Annotated in this window: 20 protein-coding genes; 9 read left to right on the top strand and 11 right to left on the bottom strand. The window is 48.0% G+C overall.

The window, feature by feature from the left end; translation table 11 throughout:
- The first annotated feature begins 142 nt into the window (after positions 1–142).
- Positions 143–2,983: a glycoside hydrolase family 9 protein gene (locus tag GJR95_RS06705; protein WP_162385137.1), complete on the top strand. Its 2,841-nt coding sequence runs from the start codon at positions 143–145 to the stop codon at positions 2,981–2,983.
- 66 nt (positions 2,984–3,049) lie between these two features.
- On the opposite strand, the gene GJR95_RS06700 is transcribed toward GJR95_RS06705, so the two are convergent.
- Together GJR95_RS06700 and prmC are read right to left on the bottom strand one after the other, a co-directional pair.
- Positions 3,050–4,024, bottom strand: a complete 975-nt coding sequence (locus GJR95_RS06700; RefSeq protein ID WP_162385136.1) for an AAA family ATPase — start codon at positions 4,022–4,024, stop codon at positions 3,050–3,052.
- Between the two features lie 108 nt (positions 4,025–4,132).
- Complete coding sequence (gene prmC / locus GJR95_RS06695; protein WP_162385135.1) at positions 4,133–4,981, bottom strand: peptide chain release factor N(5)-glutamine methyltransferase; 849 nt, start codon at positions 4,979–4,981, stop codon at positions 4,133–4,135.
- Positions 4,982–5,097: 116 nt separating this feature from the next.
- Here prmC and ribD point away from each other — a divergent pair, with 116 nt between their 5' ends.
- On the top strand, positions 5,098–6,117 hold the full coding sequence (ribD, locus tag GJR95_RS06690; RefSeq protein WP_162385134.1) for a bifunctional diaminohydroxyphosphoribosylaminopyrimidine deaminase/5-amino-6-(5-phosphoribosylamino)uracil reductase RibD: 1,020 nt from the start codon (positions 5,098–5,100) through the stop codon (positions 6,115–6,117).
- A gap of 32 nt (positions 6,118–6,149) precedes the next feature.
- On the opposite strand, the gene GJR95_RS06685 is transcribed toward ribD, so the two are convergent.
- From GJR95_RS06685 to GJR95_RS06650, 9 genes are all read right to left on the bottom strand, one after another.
- Entirely contained in the window at positions 6,150–6,662 is a 513-nt protein-coding gene (locus GJR95_RS06685; RefSeq protein ID WP_262889807.1) for a Uma2 family endonuclease, read from the bottom strand.
- 12 nt (positions 6,663–6,674) lie between these two features.
- Positions 6,675–6,806 carry a hypothetical protein gene (locus GJR95_RS42500; protein WP_262889761.1) on the bottom strand — a complete coding sequence of 44 codons (132 nt, stop codon included), beginning with the start codon at positions 6,804–6,806 and terminating at the stop codon, positions 6,675–6,677.
- 146 nt (positions 6,807–6,952) lie between these two features.
- Positions 6,953–7,462, bottom strand: a complete 510-nt coding sequence (locus GJR95_RS06680) for a hypothetical protein (protein ID WP_162385133.1) — start codon at positions 7,460–7,462, stop codon at positions 6,953–6,955.
- A gap of 14 nt (positions 7,463–7,476) precedes the next feature.
- Positions 7,477–10,431 (bottom strand): TonB-dependent receptor, encoded by a 2,955-nt coding sequence (locus GJR95_RS06675; protein ID WP_232541104.1) that lies wholly within the window; start codon positions 10,429–10,431, stop codon positions 7,477–7,479.
- 375 nt (positions 10,432–10,806) lie between these two features.
- The gene (gene nagA / locus GJR95_RS06670) at positions 10,807–11,988 is read right to left on the bottom strand and encodes an N-acetylglucosamine-6-phosphate deacetylase (protein WP_162385132.1); all 1,182 of its coding nucleotides are present in this window, start codon (positions 11,986–11,988) and stop codon (positions 10,807–10,809) included.
- A gap of 55 nt (positions 11,989–12,043) precedes the next feature.
- The gene (locus GJR95_RS06665; protein ID WP_162385131.1) at positions 12,044–12,328 is read right to left on the bottom strand and encodes a putative quinol monooxygenase; all 285 of its coding nucleotides are present in this window, start codon (positions 12,326–12,328) and stop codon (positions 12,044–12,046) included.
- A 65-nt stretch (positions 12,329–12,393) separates the two neighbouring features.
- Complete coding sequence (locus tag GJR95_RS06660) at positions 12,394–13,143, bottom strand: shikimate dehydrogenase family protein (RefSeq protein WP_162385130.1); 750 nt, start codon at positions 13,141–13,143, stop codon at positions 12,394–12,396.
- A 138-nt stretch (positions 13,144–13,281) separates the two neighbouring features.
- Positions 13,282–13,935 carry a DedA family protein gene (locus tag GJR95_RS06655; protein ID WP_162385129.1) on the bottom strand — a complete coding sequence of 218 codons (654 nt, stop codon included), beginning with the start codon at positions 13,933–13,935 and terminating at the stop codon, positions 13,282–13,284.
- 101 nt (positions 13,936–14,036) lie between these two features.
- A complete protein-coding gene (locus GJR95_RS06650; protein ID WP_162385128.1) occupies positions 14,037–14,798 on the bottom strand; it encodes a phosphosulfolactate synthase in 762 nt (253 codons plus the stop codon).
- A 130-nt stretch (positions 14,799–14,928) separates the two neighbouring features.
- Between GJR95_RS06650 and GJR95_RS06645 the strand changes: the two genes are divergently transcribed.
- The 7 genes from GJR95_RS06645 (at position 14,929) to GJR95_RS06615 (ending at position 22,969) form a co-directional block, all read left to right on the top strand.
- Positions 14,929–15,378, top strand: coding sequence for a PaaI family thioesterase (locus tag GJR95_RS06645; protein WP_162385127.1), 450 nt, complete (start codon positions 14,929–14,931; stop codon positions 15,376–15,378).
- A 203-nt stretch (positions 15,379–15,581) separates the two neighbouring features.
- On the top strand, positions 15,582–15,899 hold the full coding sequence (gene rplU, locus GJR95_RS06640; protein ID WP_162385126.1) for a 50S ribosomal protein L21: 318 nt from the start codon (positions 15,582–15,584) through the stop codon (positions 15,897–15,899).
- A gap of 94 nt (positions 15,900–15,993) precedes the next feature.
- Complete coding sequence (gene rpmA / locus GJR95_RS06635) at positions 15,994–16,308, top strand: 50S ribosomal protein L27 (RefSeq protein WP_162385125.1); 315 nt, start codon at positions 15,994–15,996, stop codon at positions 16,306–16,308.
- A 152-nt stretch (positions 16,309–16,460) separates the two neighbouring features.
- Positions 16,461–17,063, top strand: a complete 603-nt coding sequence (locus GJR95_RS06630) for a NifU family protein (protein WP_162385124.1) — start codon at positions 16,461–16,463, stop codon at positions 17,061–17,063.
- Between the two features lie 173 nt (positions 17,064–17,236).
- Positions 17,237–18,661, top strand: a complete 1,425-nt coding sequence (locus GJR95_RS06625; RefSeq protein WP_162385123.1) for a DUF5723 family protein — start codon at positions 17,237–17,239, stop codon at positions 18,659–18,661.
- 171 nt (positions 18,662–18,832) lie between these two features.
- Complete coding sequence (recG, locus tag GJR95_RS06620) at positions 18,833–20,941, top strand: ATP-dependent DNA helicase RecG (protein ID WP_162385122.1); 2,109 nt, start codon at positions 18,833–18,835, stop codon at positions 20,939–20,941.
- A gap of 312 nt (positions 20,942–21,253) precedes the next feature.
- A complete protein-coding gene (locus GJR95_RS06615; RefSeq protein ID WP_162385121.1) occupies positions 21,254–22,969 on the top strand; it encodes a hypothetical protein in 1,716 nt (571 codons plus the stop codon).
- Positions 22,970–22,979 lie beyond the last annotated feature (10 nt).

The raw sequence follows: 22,979 nt of genomic DNA, 5'->3' as shown, positions 1-22,979 counted from the left end.
CCCTATACGCACCAAATCGTCCGGCGACTCAATTGTTACCAAAATTTATGTTTGTCTAAGTTATTTTTGGAGAAACCCACTAATCGTAATGGTTTCGTCGACGAAAGTAGTTTACCTGGTACTATTGCTCCTAGTTGTCTCGATGCCAACTTGGGCACAGGGACCTGTAAACGGCTCTGGGAGTCTTCAGTCAGGAGGGCGTACCCGAACATTCCGGTTTCATTTACCCACCGGCCTTCCCAAAGATAATCTGCCCGTTGTGCTGGCCTATCATGGTGATGGTGGAAATGGGGCCAGTTTTCAATCCTATGCGGGCTTCGATGCGATAGCCGATGCCCAGAATTTTATTGTTGTTTATCCTGATGCCGTAACGGTTGGTGGAAGTCTGCAATTTAACAAATACGCCGATAATGTACCCGGTTTTGGCGCTACCGGTGATACCAATGGCCCTAATCCGGCCGATCCGAACGCGCCGGACGACGTTTTGTTTACCTCCGATCTAATTGATTATTTATTCCAGAAGTATCGGATCAACCGAAATCGGGTTTACGTGACGGGCCATTCGGGTGGAGGGTTTATGTGCTATTTTCTGAGTATGGCGCTGCCGAACAAAATCGCGGCTTTTGCTCCGGTTGCTGCCAGTTTGTGGGGTAAAAACAGTTTTTTGTCCAGCTATTTTACGGCTGCCAACTATAAACCCGTGCCGTTGATGCATATTCATAGCAAAGGCGACCCCGTTGTCGATCCGCCCATTATTCCCTATCCAAAGACTCCAGGATTCGTCTGGCCGCTATCAAATTATGCCTATCTGGATTGTGGTAATGGCAGTACCTATACGACGAGTGCCGTGAATCCGAATGTCGATTCGCTGACCTTCTGTAGCTCTGGGAAAAAAGTGGTGTTGATGATGACCAAAGATGCGTCGCATGGGTGGAGTACCCTTTTTAACGTGCCGCAAACGATCTGGAATTTTGTCAAAGGCTACCAACTGACAACCTTCCCCGAATTCGATAATCACCTGAAGGTCGATCAGTTTGGCTACCTGCCGTTGGCCCGGAAAGTAGCGGTGATCAGTAGCCCTCAAACCGGCTATAATGCATCCGAGACGTTTACGCCGTCTACCTATTACCAAATTCGAAGAGCTGCTGACAATTCCGTAGTGATGCGGGGTTCGCCAACTACCTGGAATAGTGGTACAACGCATGCTCAGTCGGGTGACAAGGTATGGTGGTTCGATTTTTCGCAGGTGCAACAGGCCGGAAGCTATTTTGTGTACGATTCGATCCGCAATAAGCGGTCTTATACCTTTGAGATCAATAATGACGTCTATAATAGCGTCCTGAAAAATGCTGCGCGGGTTTTCTTCTATCAGCGAAGTGGGTTGGCGAAACAAACACCCTATGCAGCCCCCCCCTGGACCGACGGAGCCGCATTTCTGGGTGCTCAACAGGATACAGATTGTCGGCTGGTGACGAATACCAATGTGGCTACGACCAAAAACCTGCGCGGTGGCTGGTTCGACGCGGGCGACTATAACAAATACGTTCCGTTTACGTACGGAACGATGATTGATCTATTGCTGGCCTACGAAGACAATCCGGTGGTCTGGACCGACGATTTTGCGATTCCGGAATCGGGAAATGGTGTGCCTGACCTGCTGGACGAAGCGAAATGGGAGCTTGACTGGATGCTTCGAATGCAACAACCCGATGGTTCTTTGCTGCATAAAGTGTCGGTAACGGATTTTAGCGCGGTATCGCCACCCAGCGCCGATACGCACTTTCGACGATACGGTGCAGCCAGCACGGATGCAACGGCTACGGGGGCCGCCGTATTGGCCCTGGCCGCCATTCAGTTTAAATCACTGAGCGATCCGGCAAAAAAACGGTACGGCGATACGCTCCAGACGGCCGCTATCAATGCGTATAGTTGGGCCAGTACGAACCCGAACGTAGCCTTCTCGAACACCGGTTTTCAGAGTGTGGCTGCTACCAATGATGCACACGACCGACTGGCACGTCGGGTGGCCGCTGCTGCCTTCCTGTACGGACTGACAGGCAATACAACATACCGAAGCTTCTTTGATGCGAATTACAGTCAGATTCACCTTATTCAGTGGGGGTATGCTTACCCATTCGAAGCTACTTACCAGGATGCCTTGTTGTATTACGCCAGAGTTTCGGGAGCTACCACCAGCGTCAAAAACGCAATCTTAACGACCTATTCGACGAGTATAAAAACCAGTAATGCGGAAAATCTGCCAGCTTATTTAAGTCAGACGGACGCGTATCGAGCTTTTCTGGATGATCGGAATTATACATGGGGCAGCAACGAAACGAAGGCTCATCAGGGCAACATGTTTTTTGCGATGAATACCTACAAGCTGGATGGTGGGAATAAAACCAATTATCAGGACGCAGGCATGGGTTTCGTCCATTATTTACATGGTGTAAATCCGACGGCCTATTGCTACCTGACCAATATGGGCGTGGCTGGAGCGGAATTTTCGGCTCCAACGATGTATCATAGCTGGTTTGGCGATGGAACAGCCTTCGATTTCAATCCGCCACCTGGGTATCTGATGGGCGGTGCTAACCCAACCTACACGCCCGATGCGGCCTATAGCGGTCCTGTTATTTCGCCCCCTCAGAATCAGCCCGTTCAGAAGTCCTACAAAGCCTGGAACACGTCGTATCCTGAAAATTCATGGGAGCTCAACGAACCCGCTATTTATTCGCAGGCGGCTTATCTGCGGTTGTTGTCACAATCGATGTGTTATACCGATGTGGTAACCAGCGTGAAATCGGGTAATTGGAACGATTCGTCTACATGGTCGTGTGGGCGCATACCAACGGCCACAGATAAGGTAGTTATTCAGAAAAATAACACGATCTCAGTCGCTGGAACCGTCCAGGCGAAGAGTGTGACCTTACGTGGAACGATTACCTACGCCAGCGGAGGGAAGCTGCAACTCGGGAACTAAGCAACTCAACACGGCGTGAGTAAGTAGTATACAGTTGCTACAGAGAATAATCGTCAGTGGCTGATCTTAACGCCCGATTGCTACTTTTCTCAGTATTGAATCAATTACCTGCAAGGTTGAAACACCATCGGCTTCGGCTTCATAGTTGAGCATAATGCGGTGGTTGAACACATCCGGCGCAACTTCCTTAATGTCTTCGGGTAGAACGTATTCGCGTCGATCGAAATAGGCGAGTGCTTTAGCCGCCAGATTCAGGTGGATGCTGGCGCGGGGCGACACACCAAACTGGATGTAGCGGGCTTCGTCGCGAAGGTTGTAATCCATCGGTCGTCGGGTAGCAAATACCAGTTCGATGATATACCGTTCAAGCGTTTCGGAAATGGTGATACCGTTAATTTCGTTGCGGATGGCTGCCAGATCTTCTTTGCCCAGAACAGGCTGAACCTCATAGTCGAAATTCATATTCGACATTCGGCGCATCACTTCCAGTTCTTCCTCTTTATTCAGATAATCGACGAATACTTTCATCATGAAGCGATCGACCTGCGCTTCGGGAAGCGGATACGTACCTTCCTGCTCGACCGGATTTTGCGTAGCCAGCACCAGAAAAGGGCGATCGAGAATAAACGTTTCCTCGCCGATGGTAACCTGCTTTTCCTGCATGGCTTCCAGCAGAGCGGCCTGCACCTTTGCCGGAGACCGGTTAACTTCGTCGGCCAGAATCAGGTTGGCAAAAATTGGCCCCTGCTTCACTTCAAATTCGGCGGTTTTCTGGTTGAAAATCATCGTTCCGATCAGGTCGGCAGGAAGCAGGTCGGGCGTAAATTGAATCCGTTGGAAATCTAGTTCAAGAACTTTGGCCAGTGTGTTGATAGTCAGTGTTTTGGCTAATCCAGGAACGCCTTCCAGTAAAATATGTCCGCCCGTAAACAGCCCGATAAGCAGCCGGTTGAGCAGTCGTTCCTGCCCAACCACGACCTGGCTCATCTCGCTGAACACCTCGCGGATTTTAGTATGATAGGTGAATGAAGTTGCTTGCATTGGGTTAAGTTTTCAGATTTCAGATTTCCGTTTTCAGTGGGCTGGCACATTCGTAATTTTCGCGTCAGTCAACCGAAAACTGAAAACTGAAAACTCGTCAACTAAAAACTAAAACGTTGCCCGGATGCTTCGATCCTTGCCGTGAATGTCTTTGTAAACCTGAATATTTGTGAAACCACGATCGGCAAATACCTGTCGGGTATCATCGCCAAATCGTTCGTTGATTTCAACATAGCAAGCTCCGTCTTTCGTCAGATGACGAACGCAGAAATCAGCAACCGCTTTGTAAAAGACCAACGGATCGTTATCCTCGACGAACAAAGCCAGATCGGGTTCATACGCTAGTACATTCCGGTTCATATCTACTGCTTCTGAGCGGGTTACGTACGGCGGATTGCTGACTACGCAATCAAATTTTCCCGAAAAGTCGGTTTGTACGCGTAAAATGTCCTTAATCTCAAACGTCACATCGGCGTTTAAATTTTGTGCATTATGCCGGGCCAGCGTCAGCGCTTTATCGGAAACATCCCAGCCCGTTACGACCGATTGCGGTAAGAAACGCGCCAGCGTAATGGCAATACAACCACTGCCCGTACCGATGTCAACAATGGGTACATCGTCGTTGCGATCAGAAAAATCGTGCATGATCAGCCGGACGAGATCTTCGGTTTCAGGTCGGGGGATAAGTACGTCGGGTGATACCTCAAACTCAAGGCCGCAGAAAATCGTTGTGCCAATCACATGCTGGATTGGCTCCTGTCGGTTGAGTCGTTCCAGTATCTTAAACCAATCTGGTTCTGTCCGGTTTGGGGGTAATGGTTTATCGGTTAACACATCGGTCTTACGCAGGCCGAAGTAATGATCGAGCAGCATAAAAGCCATTTCCCGCGCTTCTTCGGGCGGGTAAGCTGTAATATTCTTGCTTAAACGTTGATAGAGTGGTTTGGCGGTGGCCATTTGATCAAGTCTAATAAATTTGTGTAAAACTAAAGAAGTTTGCGGTTTATCGGTCGTGATTCCTTATTCTGATCCTGTCGAACGAATCATAACTATCCAGCCACAAGCTACAAATTATGAACCAATTCATGCGTCGTGCCCTCGAATTAGCTACACTTGGCCGGGGGCAGGTGAGTCCAAATCCAATGGTTGGCTGTGTCATTGAACACAACGGACGTATTATCGGTGAGGGCTGGCATCAGCGATACGGCGAAGCGCATGCCGAACGTAATGCTATTCTTTCTGTAAAACCCCAGGATGAGCACCTATTGCCCGAATGTACAGCTTATGTTACACTTGAGCCCTGTTCCCACTATGGTAAACAACCTCCCTGTGCCGATTTGCTCATCGACAGACGAATAAAACGAGTAGTCTGCTGCAATGATGACCCAAATCCGTTAGTAGGCGGGCAGGGATTTACTAAATTACGAGAGGCTGGCATTGAGGTCGAAACAGGTCTTCTCAATGAACTTGGCCGTGAATTGAACGCCCGGTTCTTTACTTTTTTTGAGCGAGAACGCCCATATATCATTCTGAAATGGGCTGAAACGACAGACGGTTTTATTGCTGCAGCAGGAGGGAGACCGGTTAAAATCAGTGGTGATTTATCGCATCGGTTAGTTCACCGCTGGCGATCGGAAGAAGATGCGATTATGGTTGGAACCAATACGGCCCGAACGGATAATCCGCGACTAAATACCCGGTTGTGGCCGGGCAAAAATCCAACACGTCTGGTACTGGACCGGAACCTGCTATTGCCGCCTGATCTGTATCTGTTTGATGGTACACAACCAACGATTGTCTATCATCAGGCTGAAGGTCAGGTAACAACAAAACATTCTGCGGTTATTCACTCATTCGCTCATTCGCTCATTGACATTTTGCAGGATCTGCATCAACGCCGGATTCAGTCGGTATTGGTAGAGGGTGGTACGACCTTACTGCAATCGTTTATGGATGCTGGATTGTGGGATGAGATGCGGATATTTCGGAGCCGATCTATGTTAGGAGAAGGAATAAAAGCACCGACTGTTCGTGGGCAACTGATTCAACGGGACCGAATTAGCGACGACGAGTTAAGCATATATCGTCCGTAGTCGTCGGGCAGTCGATCTAGCCTATTTTGTGGTTAGCGTTGGAAAATAGCTGCCATTGCCTGCATGTTAACCGCTTCATCAAAAGCCGCTTGCACGGGCATGACGTAATCAGATATGACAAAGCTCCGAATGGTGCCTTCGTTGTATTTTACGATTAACTGATACTGCTCATCCACCAGATGGTATTGTTCAATGAACCGATCATCTGCGTCGATAATCCAGTATTCTTCGACGCCGTGAGCCTGATAATCCTGAAATTTGATGCCCCTGTCTCGTTTCGCCGTGCCGTCCGATAAAACTTCGATCACAAGATCAGGCGCTGGAAACAAGGTTTGTTTTTTGTCAAATAAATCCGCTTTTGCCCGCCCGAAAAAACATATATCTGGCTCGTAGTCGTTGCGGGTGAGAGCCGTCATGATTTTTTCTACACCAACAAATCCAAGCTTATTTTTGCGAACATATAAATCAATAAGCCCGCACAAGTATTTAGTTGTTTCGTTATGCATTTTCTTAACCGGTGAATGCATAACAATTTCACCATTAATGAATTCAAGCTTTTATTCATCGGTGATGTCGTTGTAAAATGCTTCACGCTTTTTACGCTCTTGAGCTAACACGGCTTGAATCTCCTGCATAATCAAGTAAGCACCTGGGTATTCCAGAATCTGTTCGACAACTGTATGGTGCATAGTACGGTGGTAATTCACAACTAATATACGAACGAGTCGGTAAGTCTGACCGTTTGGCTACGATGAAAACACAAACGCCCTGGTTTTGGCCGGGGCGTTTGTATATAGAACAGCTGTTTAATCGAACCTAGACTCCTTAACAAGCGCTAGTTCGATTGGGCAACGGGTGTAGCATTCGCCCCGATATTACCACTGGCGACCAACTTCGTACCCGACAATACTTTCACATTGGCATTGTAGGTAGTTAGTTTGTCATAGAAACCTGCTTCGTTTATGACATAATATTTGCTGGTAGAAAACTCCCCGGTAGCCCCACTGATAGCATCAAGCGGTTTGAGAACCGTTGCCGAGCTTTCAGCAAGTTTACCCTGATAAACAGATGAGGAATAGGCCGTTCCTGTTGTTGTATTATAAAGGCCCATTTCAACCAATGTAACCGAGGTGCTGTACTTATAAAATACCACACGGCCGTAAATAGTCGTTCCGGTTGCCGACGCTAATGTGTATGACTTATAGGTCGTTACGGTACCACCGCCCGGAGCTACGCTTAAATTAGGTTCATATTGCTGCTGCTCACACGAACTAAGGAAAGCAATCATTAACAGGAAAATGCCCAGTGCTGGGATAAGGTTTCTTATATTGAGAAATCGGTTCATAGTTGGGGTAGCGATTAGAAGTTGAACATTACACGGCCATAATAATAGGCCCCGTTGGAACCTTGCTGATTGTTAGAGTACAGGTAAAAGCCCTGATTCTCTGACCGTAGTATTTGCGGATATTTATCAAGAATGTTGCTGCCTCCGATTGAGAACTTCACATTGCGGTTCAGATCATAGCCAACGCTTAGGTCAAAAATGGCCTGCGGAGAAAATGTCTGATCATAAAAATTGCCGTCACCGTCAGCAGATACAGATCTTTCGGTGACCGATCCATAATAGGTGCCTCTCAGCATGGTATTGAATTTGTTAACCCGATAAGAAACCGAACCAATCAGCTTAGTTCTGGGTGTACCTGTTTCAAATTGCCCTACTACATCACGGCTGAGGTATTTTCCAACGACCTGATCGGAAGTAAGATTGGCTACATTCAGGTTAAGCGTTTTGCGATTGAGGACCGTATTTTTGCTGAAAATGGTAGCCAGCGTGAACGTAAAACTTTTGCCTTTTTGTAGGTTAAGCGTGTAATTTCCAACGGCCTCGATGCCTTTAGAACGTACATCGGCTCCATTGACAAAAAATTGAGCTTCACCTTCGCCAATTACTTCGCCATAATTATTGCCAACTTCCGAAGCGTTAAAATAACTGGTTCTGAAAATACGGTTGTCAACATCAATCTGGTAAGCATCCAGGGTTACCTCAAATCCCTGAACGGGTTGATAGGTAAGCCCAAAGCCATAGGTGCGTGATTGTTCCTGTTTTAACCCTTTGATGCCTAATACCCGGGCCGCTGTGCTGTTGGTGGGGTAAGTGGTCACATCCAGAGGCTGCGGAATGCCATTGGCATCTGGTACGAAGGCAGTAGCTGTATGGGTATAGTTAAGCTCCTGTAGCGATGGTGCGCGGAACCCCGTTGCAATCGATCCACGGATAGTAAGCGTTTTCGTCAGCGAATACCGGGCGGCCAGTTTTCCAATCGTTACCCCGCCAAAATCAGAGTAATTTTCCAGCCGGAAAGCACCAGCTAGTAAAAATTTCCGGGTGAGTTCCAATTCAGCATCCAGATAGGCCGCCATCGTTGTTCTGAATTCATTGCGCTCATTCTTAGGGCCAAAGCCAGCAAAACACTGACAGTTAGACGAGAGGGATTTAACGGTTACCTGTTGTCCGGCATTTACGGCCAATGGATTTCCGTTGGCATCAACAATAGGTACGCTGCTGGCATCTTCGAGGGGTTTGCCATCGGGGCCAACAAGGAGCCCGTCTTTTGCTACCGTTAGTATGCCTGCATTACCATACGCATAACTCTCTTCCTGTCCTTTAAGGATTTTATAGTTCTCGACGCGCATTTCTGCACCAAAGGCGATGTTAAGGCCATTCATCACACCTTTAAAATAACGGGATAAGTCGAGGTTGGTCGAGTTCTGAGTGAACTGATGTGTTCCCAGATTCATGTTGACCGGCGAATTGGAGCCGAGGGAGGCATTGAAGGTATTCACCATGCCAAGCCGCATGGTATTTTTCCCGAATGTATTGCTGAAGTCAACCAGAAATTCGCCGATCTTGCTTTTAATGCCAACGGTGTTCGAAATATCGGAGGTATTGGAGGTCATTTGTGGCCTGAATCCGTTGGGATAGAGCAGGTAGTTGAACCGGTCGGTCTGAGCGGGTCGGCGGAAATAGCACGAGAAGCCTTCCAGGTATTTATAAGAAGCACCGCCAAAACTGTAAATAGTTGTGTTAGGATTTATCTCATAACCGGCGTTATAAAACGTGCTTCCAAGCGTAATCGCTGGCATACCGGCGTATACCGCAAAATCTGCTTTCGTCAAGCCGCGGGCACTCATCAAACCCGTTTCTGTGGTCAGTGCAGCGATTTGTGACGTATTACCGGTCGCCTGTGCATTAATTAGTTCAGGATTGGTAATGACCGGATTACCGTTCTTGTCGGTTCGGAGGTTATTAAGATACGTTTTGTCAAAAAATCCCCAGTCATTTACGAATGGGCGAAGTGTGGGTCGGCGCTGGGTAATCTGACCTGAAAGGTTAAAGTAGCCTTTGTCGTTTATTTTGAACCCATAGTTCGCATCGAACTGGTAATTGAATCCATCGGGTTTACCAGACTTAGTCAAATCACCGGCCTGGCCACCTGTATTGGCATAGCCTCCACCGGTAAGGCTACCCGTTAATTTATTGGTGCCCTTTTTTAGGATAATGTTGACGACACCGGCCACCGCATCGGAGCCATACTGGGCAGCAGCGCCATCGCGAAGTATTTCTACCCGATCAATAGCCGAAACAGGGATGGTCATCAAATCAACTGTAGTAGAAGGGCTGCCAACCGCTGTTTCGGTAATGAGCAGGGCCGATGTATGGCGTCGCTTTCCGTTAATCAGAACAAGTATCTGATTGGGGGCCATATTCCGTAGCTGAACCGGATCGACGTGCGAATTTAGATCGCCACCCTGCGACCGGACCGCATTGAAACTCGGTGCGACAAAGGCCAGCATCTGAGCCAGATCCATTTGAGGAAGTTCGCCCATAATATCCTTAATCGAAATGACATCGACAGGAACGGGTGTTTCCAAAATAGTTCGCCCGGTATTCCGCGATCCTGTCACGATCAATTCAGTCAATTGAGTCGCATCCTCATCCAGGGCAACGTTAAATGTGGTCTCATCGCCAACTTTTATCTCTTTTGATTTAAAGCCGATGAAGCTGAAAACAAGAATGTCAGCCGGTGTGACTTCCAGGGTAAATAGGCCCTGAGCATCGGTGATCGAACCTTTCCGGCTATTGCCCTTCACCAGTACATTGACTCCTTGTATTACTTCGGAATTAACGCTGGTGGATACTTTACCCGTTATTTTCTTCGTCTGGGCTAAAGCGTCCAAAGGACATACAGCAACCAATAATAGCATGGTGATGATTACGGGTATCAGATCATGCTTCAGTAGTTTTCTTTTCATGGTTGTTATTTGATTGTTGGAGTTAAGTAGAGAATATTCATTTTTAGGTATTGTGGTAAGAAAATGGGTATTTCTGGACAAAGGCGTAGCTAACAACCAGAAGAATTCCGGTTTGCAAATTGGGGCAGAAAGACAATGCAGAATACGAAAGCGGTTGAGTGACACTGACTGTGTTCACGCACCGCCCGACCATCATTTGGTTAAGAATCAGATGTTGCTTTTGTGCACAAAGGCATGTATTTTGTGTTGCCTTATATCAAATATGCCAATTAATTTATTGTGTATAAAGTATTACTAGAAATAAAATATGTTATTGTTTGTAAAGTACAAAAGATAGTTAACTGAGTACTATTTACTAGTAAAGAATAGGTATTTTTAAGCAATTGCCTGACCTGTCGACCATACAGTTTTTACATGAAGAGAGCTGTCCACACGGACTACATTAGCCACATAGCCATTTTGTATTTTACCAAGTTTATCGCCCAGGCCAATTACTTCGGCCGGAATAACCGATGCCATGCGTAACGCATTCACTAAAGGAATTTCAGCCTGATCAACAGCCACTCGAACACAGTCGATTAAAGTAAGGGCTGAGCCCGCCAGTTTGCCTTCATTATTTACGTATCGACCGGGGCCGTTTGGGTCGGGTTCGAAATGGACAATAAACTCGCCTAATGAGAAATTGGGGCGCGGTGGATTGGCAAATAAAGCGTCTGAAATCAGGAAAAGGCGTTCTGAGCCGTCGTTGTTCATTAGACGGTACGCAATTCGGATAGCAACCGGATCGCAGTGGTAGCCGTCGGCAATGATGCTTGCCCGAACTGCCGAGTGGTCAACTACAGCCCCAACGACGCCCGGCTCACGGCTTTCAAACCCCCTCATGGCATTATATAGGTGGGTGGCCAGTGGAAATCCGTTTTCAAAGGCGCTCATGGCCTGTTGGTAAGTAGCATTGCTGTGCCCCAGCGAAAGAAGCGTATTCGGGTGTTTTAGCCGATGTAGGGTGGCCAGCTGTTCAGGGGTTAGAATTTCAGGAGCCAGCGTCAGTATCTGGATCACATCGGCATTCGTGCTGAATAAAGCCTCCAGTTCACCCTCCGCTGGTGTGCGGACAAAAGCGGCACTGTGAGCCCCGCGCTTGATTGGATTGAAATACGGTCCTTCGAGGTGGATGCCAGGCACACCATATGGCTCTTCAGCCCGAATAACCTGCACGGCCGCCATGGATTGTTGCATTATATCGAGCGAGGTCGAATGGATCGTTGGCAGCAGGGTCGTGGTGCCGTTTCGGCGGTGGGTTTCGTAAATATGCCGAACGGTCTCGGGCGTTGGTACATCATTCAAAAACAGATTCGAGCCCCCGTAAAGCTGCAAATCAATCAGACCCGGAATCAGGTAATCACCTTCCAGATCAATGACAGTCGAGTCGTTAGGTGTTGAGCCGTTGGGAGTCTCTGAAACTTCCTGTATATACCCATTCGCGACGCGGACAGATGCGCCTGAAAGAAACGATTCGCCCGTGAAAACAGTGGCGTTCTGAAATGTAATTGCCTGCATAAACGCGAAAGTAAAATGCCGGATTTAAATATCCGGCAGAATTTTACAAATACGTTCACTTTTCTACTTTAATCAACTCTACCGGGCCGGCCAGCCAGTTCTTTGCTTTTTCGCCGAAGGCTTTCATGTGCGGCATCTGGTCATGAGCCTGAAGTCCGGCTTCATCCGTCCAGCGCTCGTGCATGATGAATTTTTCGGGATGTTCGGCACTTTCAAACAATTCATAAAGCAGACAGGCGTCTTCTTGCCGAACCTTTACAACAAGGTTATATAAGCCATTACGCAATTCAGCTTCGGCACCGGGTCGGGCCGTAATGATCGCAAAAACACCGAGAGCCATACAAGAATGAGGGTTATTGAGTAATTTTTGTTAGACATTATGTAAGATCACTTTACCACACAAACTTAGCGTTCCTGCCAGATTTCCCACGCTTTTTCGGCCTGTAAAACCAGCATCTGGTAGCCATTCATGACCGAAGCTCCCCGCTCGAGACCGAGTTTCATAAATTGGGTTTCGGCCGGATTATAAACCAGATCGTAGAGTAAATGCTGTTCCGTAAGCTGGTCGTAGGGGAGGGTCGGCGCTTCATTGGTGTGTGGGTATGTCCCAACAGGCGAACAGTTTATAATGAGTTGGTACGCAGCAATCAGGGCAGGCAGTTCATCGTATGTGAGATTATCGGCGGTTTTGGTCCGTGATACTGATTTATAGGAAATATGCAGATCGGCCAGGGCCACCATCACGGCCTTTGAGGCACCGCCCGTTCCGAGTACGAGTGCCTGCAAACCGTTCGCCGTGCGCCCAAGCGAAGTGAGCCAATCGGTAAGCGATTGTTTGAAACCGTAATAATCGGAGTTGAAGCCGGTTTTGGTGCCATCGGCTTCCAGTTTAATCACATTCACCGCTCCAACCTTTTCGGCCGACGAATCCAATCGATCGAGGTACGGAAGTACGGCCTGTTTATGAGGAATCGTTACGTTTAACCCCCGTAGACCCGGCGTTTGAAGCAGATCGGGGAGTGCAACCGAAACGTCGGACATCTCAAACAGATCATATCGGGAATCGGGAATGCCTTCACGGACGAATTTATCTGTGAAGTAGCGTTGCGAAAATGAATGCGTAAGCGGAAAGCCAATAAGACCGTAGCGAGTCATAAATGAGTAGGGTAATAGACAATTTACCAGAAGCGGTAGTCCAGTAAAAGTAAAACGGGTTATTGGCTTACTGCGTTATTTCCAGTCAACCACAGACGGTAATAACCCAGTAAGCCAATAACCCGTTTAATTCTCGATTCAGACAGTGGGCGTACTGGATCGTTTTTTTAGTGCGCCATAAATGATAGGCACAACGGACAAACCGACGATACCGAACACAACCAGCTCAAAATTCTTTTGAACGATCGGGAAATTGCCAAAGAAATAGCCCAGTAGTGAAATACTGGTTACCCACAAAACAGCCCCGATGATGCAAAACCGGAGGTAGGTTCCGTAGTTCATACTGCCAGCACCAGCTACAAACGGCGCTATAGTCCGGACAATTGGAATGAACCGGGCAATGATGACCGTACGACCACCGTATTTGGTATAAAATTTCTCCGTTTCAGTGATGTATTCACGCTTGAAAAACAGAATCCTCTCCCTGGATTTGATCGTATTCCCCAGAAACTTGCCAACAAAATAATTGACGTTGTCGCCCAGTAGAGCGGCCGTAATCAATAATGGAATAATGACCCAGACACTCAGCTCGTTGGTAGGCCGGGCTGCCAAAGCTCCGGCCGCAAACAGCAATGAATCGCCGGGGAGGAGCGGCATCACAATCAGTCCTGTTTCGGTGAAAACGATCAGAAATAGAATGGCGTAGAGTAATACGCCGTAATCGTTGGCCCACGCATCAAGGTAGCGATCGAGGTGGAGCAGAAAATCAAGCAGAGATTTGATAAGATCCATAAAACGGAGTTTTTACCGGGTCGCCGGTGCGATTTATAGTTTTCAGTAGGTTATGCAATGAGTTGTGATGCGTCAGCTCTCAGAAAGCCATAAACTGTAAACTATTTATCAAGAAATTGCGTAAACGTATCTCCGCGCAACCCTAATCGAATCGTTTCCAGGGGAATAACTTCGTGAGGAGCAATGTTACCAAGATTAACGTTGGCACCGAGGAGTTTAACAAACCAAACCTGCTGTTCTTTTTGCGGAGCTTCCCACAGGATACTTTCAAAGGGAACCTGCGTCAGAATTTCTTCGACTAGTCCCTGGCGCACTTCACCACTCGAGCGAAACAAACCTACGGTGCCTCCTTCGCGGGCTTCACCGATTACCTTCCAGGCACCAGCCTCTAACTCTGCCTTCATCAACTGAATCCACTTATACGGTGGAATGATCTTGGCTTCATCTTTTGAACCAACTTCCGACAAAACCGTAACCTGCGTAGCCAGTGTTCGAATATACTCGCATTTTTCGTCCTGGGGCATCTCAATAGAACCATCTGAAACCTCAGCGTATTCCATGCTATACTTATCCAGAAGCTTTCGGTAGTCGTCGAACTTATTCCGGACAACGAAGGCTTCAAAGAGGGTTCCGCCAAAATAGACCGGCACACCCGCTTCCCGATAAATGTCAAGTTTTTCTTTAAGATTGGGGGTCACAAAAGAGGTTGCCCAGCCCAGTTTGATGATGTCTGCGTAGCCAGCGGAGGTAGACAAAAAGTCCTCAACTTCGCGCAGGCTTAATCCCTTATCCATTACCATCGTCAGTCCGCTTTGGCGCGGCTTAGCGGTACGATCGGGAATCTGCGTAAGCGTATAATTCATTCCGAATGATCTAATAGGCATGTTTAAAATCGCCCAAAAGTAGTATAAGTCCTGATAACCTCCCAAGAAAGTCCATAAATAGTAGCGTCTGTTGCGACTATAGCTTAGTTTCGTACTATTTTTGTTGGATATGGACAATTTGACAAACCCTCGCCTTGATTTCTTTCGCTCACAGATTGGCAACGACATGAGTGGTAGCATTTCTCCTTTCGGTCGTTGGCTTAAAGGCACAATCCGAGCCGCCGACTATGGGCGGTTAGTCGTTGAGTATACGATTCGGGAAGAGTTGACCAATCCGGCTGGAGTGTTACATGGCGGGGCAGCTGCTGGCATTCTCGACGATCTTGTTGGCGCTACCGTCTTTACCCTCGGCCGCGAATACGCTTATACATCTGTAAACCTGAACATCGATTTTCTTCACGCAGCCCGGTTGGGCGAGTCCATTACCGCAATTGCAGAGGTTATTCGCGAGGGGAAAAACATCATTCACGGTGAAGGCCGAATTGTGGCAGCGGATGGCAAAATCATTGCCAAATGTGCTACTAATCTGATCCAGACGTCGATGAAGCTGCCCATTTAAAATGCAGCGACAAGCTCATAGCAACGGCAATACCTTAAGACTTCCGGGCGGGTGATTAACAGGTATCGGTTTGCTTTATTGGCTGATACCTGACCATTTATTATTAATCCGGTATTTTTACTGGCACGAATGAGTGGCTACGTCTTGCGTTTCAATAAAGAATACGTTACTTTTGCACCTCATTTCCAATTTCATACACAAACATGTACGCAATCGTAGAGATCGCAGGGCAGCAATTCAAGATCCAGAAGGGTCGCTCCATCTATACCCACCGGTTAGAGGGCGATGTGGACGCTGCACTTGCCTCCGACAAGGTGAAAATTCTCCTTGTTGACAACGAGGGGAGCATCTCCATTGGTGCCCCGACTGTCGCTGGAGCGACAGTATCGGCCAAAATCGTCGAACACCTGAAAGGCGAAAAAGTTATCGTCTTCAAAAAGAAACGTCGTAAAGGCTACAAAAAGAAAAATGGTCACCGTCAATACCTGACCAAAGTTCTAATCGAAGATATAACAATCTAAAATAGTAGTTAGTGGTCAGGAGCTGGAAGTGAGGAATTGTACACGCAAACCTTATTCTTACTCCTAACACCTCGCTCCTAATTCCTAAAAGACAATGGCACACAAGAAAGGTGTAGGTAGTTCCAAAAACGGCCGCGATTCGCACAGCAAACGCTTGGGTGTGAAGCTGTTCGGTGGCCAGTCGGCTATTGCCGGCAACATCATTATCCGCCAGCGCGGTACGAAACATCATCCTGGCAAAAACGTTGGTCTGGGTAAAGACTATACGTTATTCGCACTGGTTGATGGTGTCGTAAAATTCCGTCCTGGCCGCAATAGCCGTTCATACGTAGACATCATTCCCGCTGGTCCTTCGGCAGTTGAAACAGCTCCTGTAGCCGTCGCTCCCGCAGCAACAGCAGAAGCGTAAGGCACACACTTACGATACGAAAATGAACCCGTTTAACAGTACGTTGAACGGGTTTTTTCATGCCCAAAAACTAAAAAAACGGTATGACTGTTACTACACCATCAGCGCTGCCAACCGAAAGTCATAACGTATACACTGAAAACTTTTTAATAATGAATCCTACGCTAAGTCGTCCTGTATCCATCTTTACCGAAGGAAGTCCCAATCCGAACTCAATGAAGTTCGTCGTTAATTTCGAACTCGTTCCTGCCGGGTTATCCTTCGACTATGCCACGCCTGCCGATGCATTGATTGATGGTAAAGCGTCACCGCTGGCAGTAGCCCTCTTCGGGTTTGAGTTTGTGCAACGGGTGTTTATTTCGGGAAATTTCATAACCGTTACCAAAGACGACGAAACGGACTGGGACGAAGTGATATTTGAAGTTAAGTTTTTTCTGAAAGAGTATTTTGGTGAGCAGAAGCCCGTTTTTTCACAACGGACCATGGACACCAACTCGGCGAAACTGGATATGGATTCGGAAACCGTTCAGAAAATCAAAGCCGTACTGGATCAGTATATTAAGCCAGCCGTTGAGTCGGATGGGGGTGCTATCAGCTTTTATTCATTCGATGAACCAACTGGCACCGTAAAAGTCCTGTTGCAGGGCTCCTGTAGCGGTTGCCCTTCATCGACACTAACCCTTAAGGCAGGGATCGAAAACCTCTTGACCCGTCTGGTTCCAGAGGTGAAACTCGTTGAAGCCGAAGGTGTGTAAGGGAATCTAATCATTTGAAAAAGGTCGTTTGTAATTGTTGAGATCATTAGGTGTCGACGGTTACGAACGACCTTCTTATATACCACTAAATCAAAATAAACGGCCATTGGGCAAACCCACGCAGCGAATTGGCGTTTACCTTGCAGGACACCTGCCATTCAAACCGTGACTGCATGAAGTATTCGTTTGTCTTAGTATCATTTCTGCTGGCTACGACAGCCAGTTTCGCACAAAACCTTCTTGGCATTTCAACCAGTCGCTATGGCGGCACCAATCGGCTTTACATTAACCCCGCTTTAGCCGCTGATTCTCCCTCTAAGTTCTACCTGAACGTTGCAACGGGCATTGCCCATGTCAATAACAATTATGTTCGGTATCAGGCACCGTTTTCCTTACTGCGATTAATTAGTGGAACGGTACCTTCTCAATATAAAAACCCAGATGGTTCCGTCCGATTCGATGCGTCGTATACCCAGGAAATCCTGAACGGTACGCCTAAAAATGGGACGATCCTAGGGGAAATACGAGGACCTGCCTTCCTGATAAAAACAAGCGACCGTGCCGCTTTTGCCGTAACAACCCGCTTCCGGGCAATAGGGCAGGTTGTTGGCGCATCAGAAAATTTGCTGTCAGCCATAAGAGCCAGTTTAAGCGATAAAGCACTTTACAGCATTCCCAACCGGGACAATAAATTCAGTGCGAACACCAATACGTTTGTTGAACTGGGATTGACCTATGCCGGAACAATCTGGGAGGGGGATGGGCAAAAACTTCTACTGGGAGCCACGGCAAAACTCCTGCTGGGCTATAATGCCCAGCACCTTGTTAACCGGGGAATGGACTACCGGATTATTCAGGACCCGAACAATGCGAATAGTGCACTACTGGAGGTCAATCGACTGGATGCTACCCTTGCTTATACGAGCTTTCTACAGGATCGAAGCCTGAACCCCCGAACTTTGTTTAGCACGTCGGCACCCGGTAAAGGTGTTGGTGTTGATGTTGGCCTGACATATGTGAGTCAATATGATGTTGATAGCCCTGCTTTACAATTAGGTCTGGCAGTAACTGATATTGGCGGACTGACCTATACCGGCGAAGATTACAACTACACTGACATCGGTCAGAATCCGGTTCGGTTTCGGGGGAGTGATTTTAACAATCTGAACGGTATCGAAGATATTGCCCGAGTCATTCAGCAGAAAATCAATACGGGGCGCAGTCCTGATAAAACCAGCTTCCGGACAGGGCTCCCAACATCACTGAACGTAACAGGCGATTACCAGCTGCCCAGCGGATTTGGTATAAATCTGACTTATTTACAGGATCTGAGAGCTGTCGATGCGCTTGCCACCCACCAACCGTCGCTCATAGCGGTTACTCCGCGATACGATGCACGCTGGCTGAGTTTATCGGTGCCGATCGTTTATCTGAACCATGGCCTGTCGGCGGGTGCTTCGGTTCGGGTTGGGCCGGGTTGGTTGGGTACGGATAATCTACTCGGCCTGCTGGGCAACGTTAGCAGCGGAATCCGGCCGCGCGGTTTAGATATTTATGCTGGTTTCGCCTTTGGTATTGGGCGGTCAGATGACGAGTAACGCGTTGATCCATTGAGAAAAGGACAGGCAGATCAATTGCGCTTTCTAAATCGATCCTTCCTCCTTCCTGCAAGACCGGAATTACTCAATTGCATCGTCTATTCTTTTTCGAGCAGAAATGCTTAATTTTGGTCAAATACCGTCTGTAAACTGGGTTTTGCCAGGTCTGACATGACCGAACGAACTACTTTTTTCGATACCCCACTTCTCTACCTGAAAGGACTAGGGCCGCAACGTACGGAACTTCTCAATAAAGAGTTGAATCTGTTTACGTATGGTGACCTGATTCAATATTACCCATTCCGTTACGACGATCGGTCGCGCTATTATACCATTAGCGAATTGATGGACTCAATGCCGTCAGCCCAGATTAAAGGTCGGCTTCGTGATTGGTATACGGAAGGGGAAGGACCTAAAAAACGGCTTGTCGGGACATTTACGGATGGCACTGGCTCAATGAGTCTGGTGTGGTTCCAGGGTATTACCTACATTGAGAAAACCCTTCGACGCGATGGCGAATACATTGCCTACGGCAAGCCCCAGTCCTTCAATGGGCAATTTAGTATTGTTCATCCTGAACTGGAAAATACCAATACGGCCTCGGAGCAGGAGTTAGGATTCTTTCCCGTGTATAATCTTACCGAGAAACTCCGCAAACGCCATCTCGATAGTAAAGTGATTGGTAAAGTTATGCGGATGCTGCTCGAACAGGCGTGGCCGCATATTCGGGAGACTCTTCCCGACGCCTTGATTCAGCAATATCGGCTCGTTGGTAAGCGTGACGCGATGTGGAATATTCACCTGCCGCAGAATCAGGGCTGGCTGAAGCAGGCGCAGCGACGGCTGAAATTTGAGGAGCTATTCTACAATCAGCTTCGGCTAATCAAGAACAAACTGATTCAGAAAGAAGAATTTCCGGGGCAGATTTTCCGGGATACATCGCTGATGAAGCACTTTTATAACGAGCTACTGCCGTTTGAACTGACCGGAGCGCAGCAGCGTGTTATCAAAGAAATCTACGGTGATTTTCTGACTGGGAAGCAGATGAATCGGCTATTGCAGGGCGATGTGGGCAGCGGTAAAACCATTGTTGCCTTCATTGCGTGTTTGCTGGCTATTGGCAATGGGGCCCAGGCCTGCCTGATGGCTCCAACTGAAATTCTGGCCGACCAGCACTATAACGGTCTTAAACCGTTTGCCGATGCGATGGGGCTGAACCTTGGTATTCTGACTGGTTCGACCAATAAAAAACGTCGTGTCGTTCTGCATGAAGAGTTGCAGACGGGCAAGATGCATATCCTGGTCGGCACCCATGCATTGCTCGAAGATGCTGTACAATATAAAAACCTCGGCCTGTGCATTATTGATGAACAACACCGGTTTGGGGTGGCTCAGCGGGCAAAGCTCTGGCGAAAAAACGAAACCGTACCACCACACATTCTGGTTATGACAGCCACGCCCATTCCGCGTACGCTGGCCATGACACTATACGGAAACCTGGATGTTTCGGTCATTGATGAGCTACCCAAAGGCCGTAAGCCAATCAAGACCGTTCATAAGTTCGATAAACACCGCTCCGAAGTATTTGGATTTATGCGGCAACAGATCGAACTCGGCCGACAGGTGTATGTGGTCTATCCGCTCATCGAAGAGTCGGAGAAGCTTGATTACAAAGACCTCATGGACGGTTTCGAGAGTATGCAGCGCGCTTTTCCGCGACCGAAATATGAGGTTGGTATGCTGCATGGAAAAATGTTGCCCTACGAAAAGGACGACGAAATGCAGCGGTTTATTAAGCACGAAACGCAGATTCTGGTGGCCACAACGGTCATTGAAGTGGGTGTAAATGTGCCAAATGCCAGTGTCATGGTGATTGAAAGTGCCGAACGGTTCGGTCTGTCGCAGCTGCACCAGCTACGGGGTCGCGTTGGGCGGGGCGCTGATCAGTCGTATTGTATCATGATGACTGGCTATAAACTCAGTAGTGATACCCGTACCCGGCTCGAAACCATGATTCGTACCAATAATGGTTTCGAAATTGCCGACGTAGACCTACAACTGCGCGGCCCCGGCGACCTGACGGGTACGCAGCAGAGTGGCGTTATGGACCTGATGATTGCCGACCTGGCTAAAGACGGAGCCATTCTGACGGCTGCCCGCGAGTCGGCACAGGCCATTCTGACCGAAGATCCGGAACTCGTATTGCCTCAACACGCCCCCATCCGAAACCACGTCGATGGCCTGAAGCAGACAGAAAACAACTGGGGGAGGATCAGTTAATCAATCCATTATTACGTGCTAAATCACTTGACTTCTACGGCTCTGCCCGCTGGCTGAACGATTACGGTTTGCCCTATAAGCGAAGTTGCATTTCTAATGACAGTCAGCGCTTTCTACATCAGCAGGCAACGGGGGCACTCCGTTTCTTAAATCAGGCGCTACATGTAGGGCGGGTGAAACTGGTTTTTACAGGTATGGGTTTATGAAGAATAGCAGGTAACGGCAGTAAGTAGATAGTTCTCTGATCAGGCACCGATTGTGTTTATCAGTCAAATGAGTATCTTCCGACTGTAAACCAACCTGAGCTACTTCATGAACTATCGACTACTCCTTTTAATGGGGCTGCTTTCTACTATAGCCCATGCTCAACCGGTAACCTTTTCCGTTTCCTTCCCGGCTACTCAAAGCAAAACAGCCCTCGATGGTCGGGTACTGCTGATTCTGGCTAAAACTGATAAAACCGAACCACGCTCGCAGGTGAGCGACGCGGTTGAAACAGCCCAGATTTTTGGGGTTGATGTCGACGGACTTAAACCCGGTCAGGCTACATTTGTTGATGCGGGTGCGTTCGGATATCCCAAACGAAGCCTGAAAGACATTGCGCCTGGTGACTATTATGTTCAGGCAGTTTTGCATAAATACGAAACAGTTAAACGTAAGGATGGGCATACCGTAAAATTGCCGATGGATAGAGGTGAAGGCCAAAATTGGCGAACCGCACCTGGAAATCTGTTTAGTAAACCGCAGAAAATCAGCATAAAACCCGGAGCAAAGCAATCGATTACAATCGCGCTCAATCAGGTCAATCCGCCGATTGCAGAACCCAAGGACACGAAATTTATCAAGCATATCAGAATTCAAAGTAAGCGGCTAACTGAGTTCTGGGGTCGCCCGATGTATCTCGGTGCACACGTCCTGTTGCCGGCCGGATTTGATGAACATCCCGATGCTCATTATCCACTTTGTTTGTATCATGGGCATTTCCCCGATGATTTTTCGGGATTCAGCGAAACACCTCCTCCTGCCAATATGGATACGACCGACTATATTGACCGGTTTCATTTATATGGCTATAAGAAAATTGTAGCCCAGGAAGCCTACGATTTTTACAAGAAGTGGACCAGCAAAGATTTTCCGAGAATGCTGATTGTTGAGATCCAGCACGCAAATCCATATTACGATGATTCTTATGCCGTAAATTCCGAGAACCTTGGCCCCTATGGCGATGCCATTATGTATGAACTGCTGCCCGAAATTGAAAAACAGTTCAGGGGTATCGGGCAGGGATGGGCGCGGTTTACATACGGGGGGTCAACGGGTGGCTGGGAGGCTTTGGCAGCGCAGGTTTTCTATCCTGATGAGTTTAACGGCTGCTTTGCGGCTTGCCCTGACCCGATTGCTTTCGACGCCTACACCGTATTCAATCTTTATAAAGACAAGAATGCCTATTATGCCGAAGGACCATTTCGACGTACGCCACGGCCGGGCCAGCGAAACTACCTGGGGCAGGTAAAATGCACGGTAGAGGAAACGAATCATCGCGAACTAGCCCTTGGAACGCATTCGCGCTCCGGCGACCAGTTTGACATTTGGGAAGCCGTTTATTCGCCAGTGGGATCGGATGGGTATCCGAAAAGGATCTGGAATAAACTTACCGGCGATATTGACCCGACAGTTGCCGAATACTGGCGTGAGCATTATGATCTATTGCATATCCTTCGTCGCGACTGGAAGACCCTTGGCCCCAAAGTCACTGGTAAAATTCACATTTACTGTGGTGACATGGATAACTACTACCTCAATAATGCCGTCTATCTGATGGAAGACTTCCTGAAAAGCGTTCAGAATCCGTCAGCAAGCAGTGAAGTAGCTTACGGCGATCGGGCAGAACATTGCTGGAATGGCGATCCTACGCAACCTAATTACATCAGCCGCCTTCGTTACAACACCATGTATATCGACAAGATCCTGAAGCGTATCGAAACATCGGCACCGAAAAACGCTGACCTGAAAAGTTGGCGGTATTAAGGCAAAAGAT

It is taken from the genome of Spirosoma endbachense, from assembly GCF_010233585.1.
GTDB lineage: Bacteria > Bacteroidota > Bacteroidia > Cytophagales > Spirosomataceae > Spirosoma > Spirosoma endbachense.
This window is presented reverse-complemented; position numbering and strand designations above follow the sequence as displayed.

Coding starts and splice junctions, on each gene's coding strand:
- GJR95_RS06705 (WP_162385137.1), top strand. CDS start 143: ATGCCAACTTGGGCACAGGGACCTGTAAACGGCTCTGGGAGTCTTCAG.
- GJR95_RS06700 (WP_162385136.1), bottom strand. CDS start 4,024: ATGCAAGCAACTTCATTCACCTATCATACTAAAATCCGCGAGGTGTTC.
- prmC (WP_162385135.1), bottom strand. CDS start 4,981: ATGGCCACCGCCAAACCACTCTATCAACGTTTAAGCAAGAATATTACA.
- ribD (WP_162385134.1), top strand. CDS start 5,098: ATGAACCAATTCATGCGTCGTGCCCTCGAATTAGCTACACTTGGCCGG.
- GJR95_RS42500 (WP_262889761.1), bottom strand. CDS start 6,806: ATGCACCATACAGTTGTCGAACAGATTCTGGAATACCCAGGTGCTTAC.
- GJR95_RS06680 (WP_162385133.1), bottom strand. CDS start 7,462: ATGAACCGATTTCTCAATATAAGAAACCTTATCCCAGCACTGGGCATT.
- GJR95_RS06675 (WP_232541104.1), bottom strand. CDS start 10,431: ATGAAAAGAAAACTACTGAAGCATGATCTGATACCCGTAATCATCACC.
- nagA (WP_162385132.1), bottom strand. CDS start 11,988: ATGCAGGCAATTACATTTCAGAACGCCACTGTTTTCACGGGCGAATCG.
- GJR95_RS06665 (WP_162385131.1), bottom strand. CDS start 12,328: ATGGCTCTCGGTGTTTTTGCGATCATTACGGCCCGACCCGGTGCCGAA.
- GJR95_RS06660 (WP_162385130.1), bottom strand. CDS start 13,143: ATGACTCGCTACGGTCTTATTGGCTTTCCGCTTACGCATTCATTTTCG.
- GJR95_RS06655 (WP_162385129.1), bottom strand. CDS start 13,935: ATGGATCTTATCAAATCTCTGCTTGATTTTCTGCTCCACCTCGATCGC.
- GJR95_RS06650 (WP_162385128.1), bottom strand. CDS start 14,798: ATGAATTATACGCTTACGCAGATTCCCGATCGTACCGCTAAGCCGCGC.
- GJR95_RS06645 (WP_162385127.1), top strand. CDS start 14,929: ATGGACAATTTGACAAACCCTCGCCTTGATTTCTTTCGCTCACAGATT.
- rplU (WP_162385126.1), top strand. CDS start 15,582: ATGTACGCAATCGTAGAGATCGCAGGGCAGCAATTCAAGATCCAGAAG.
- rpmA (WP_162385125.1), top strand. CDS start 15,994: ATGGCACACAAGAAAGGTGTAGGTAGTTCCAAAAACGGCCGCGATTCG.
- GJR95_RS06630 (WP_162385124.1), top strand. CDS start 16,461: ATGAATCCTACGCTAAGTCGTCCTGTATCCATCTTTACCGAAGGAAGT.
- GJR95_RS06625 (WP_162385123.1), top strand. CDS start 17,237: ATGAAGTATTCGTTTGTCTTAGTATCATTTCTGCTGGCTACGACAGCC.
- recG (WP_162385122.1), top strand. CDS start 18,833: ATGACCGAACGAACTACTTTTTTCGATACCCCACTTCTCTACCTGAAA.
- GJR95_RS06615 (WP_162385121.1), top strand. CDS start 21,254: ATGAACTATCGACTACTCCTTTTAATGGGGCTGCTTTCTACTATAGCC.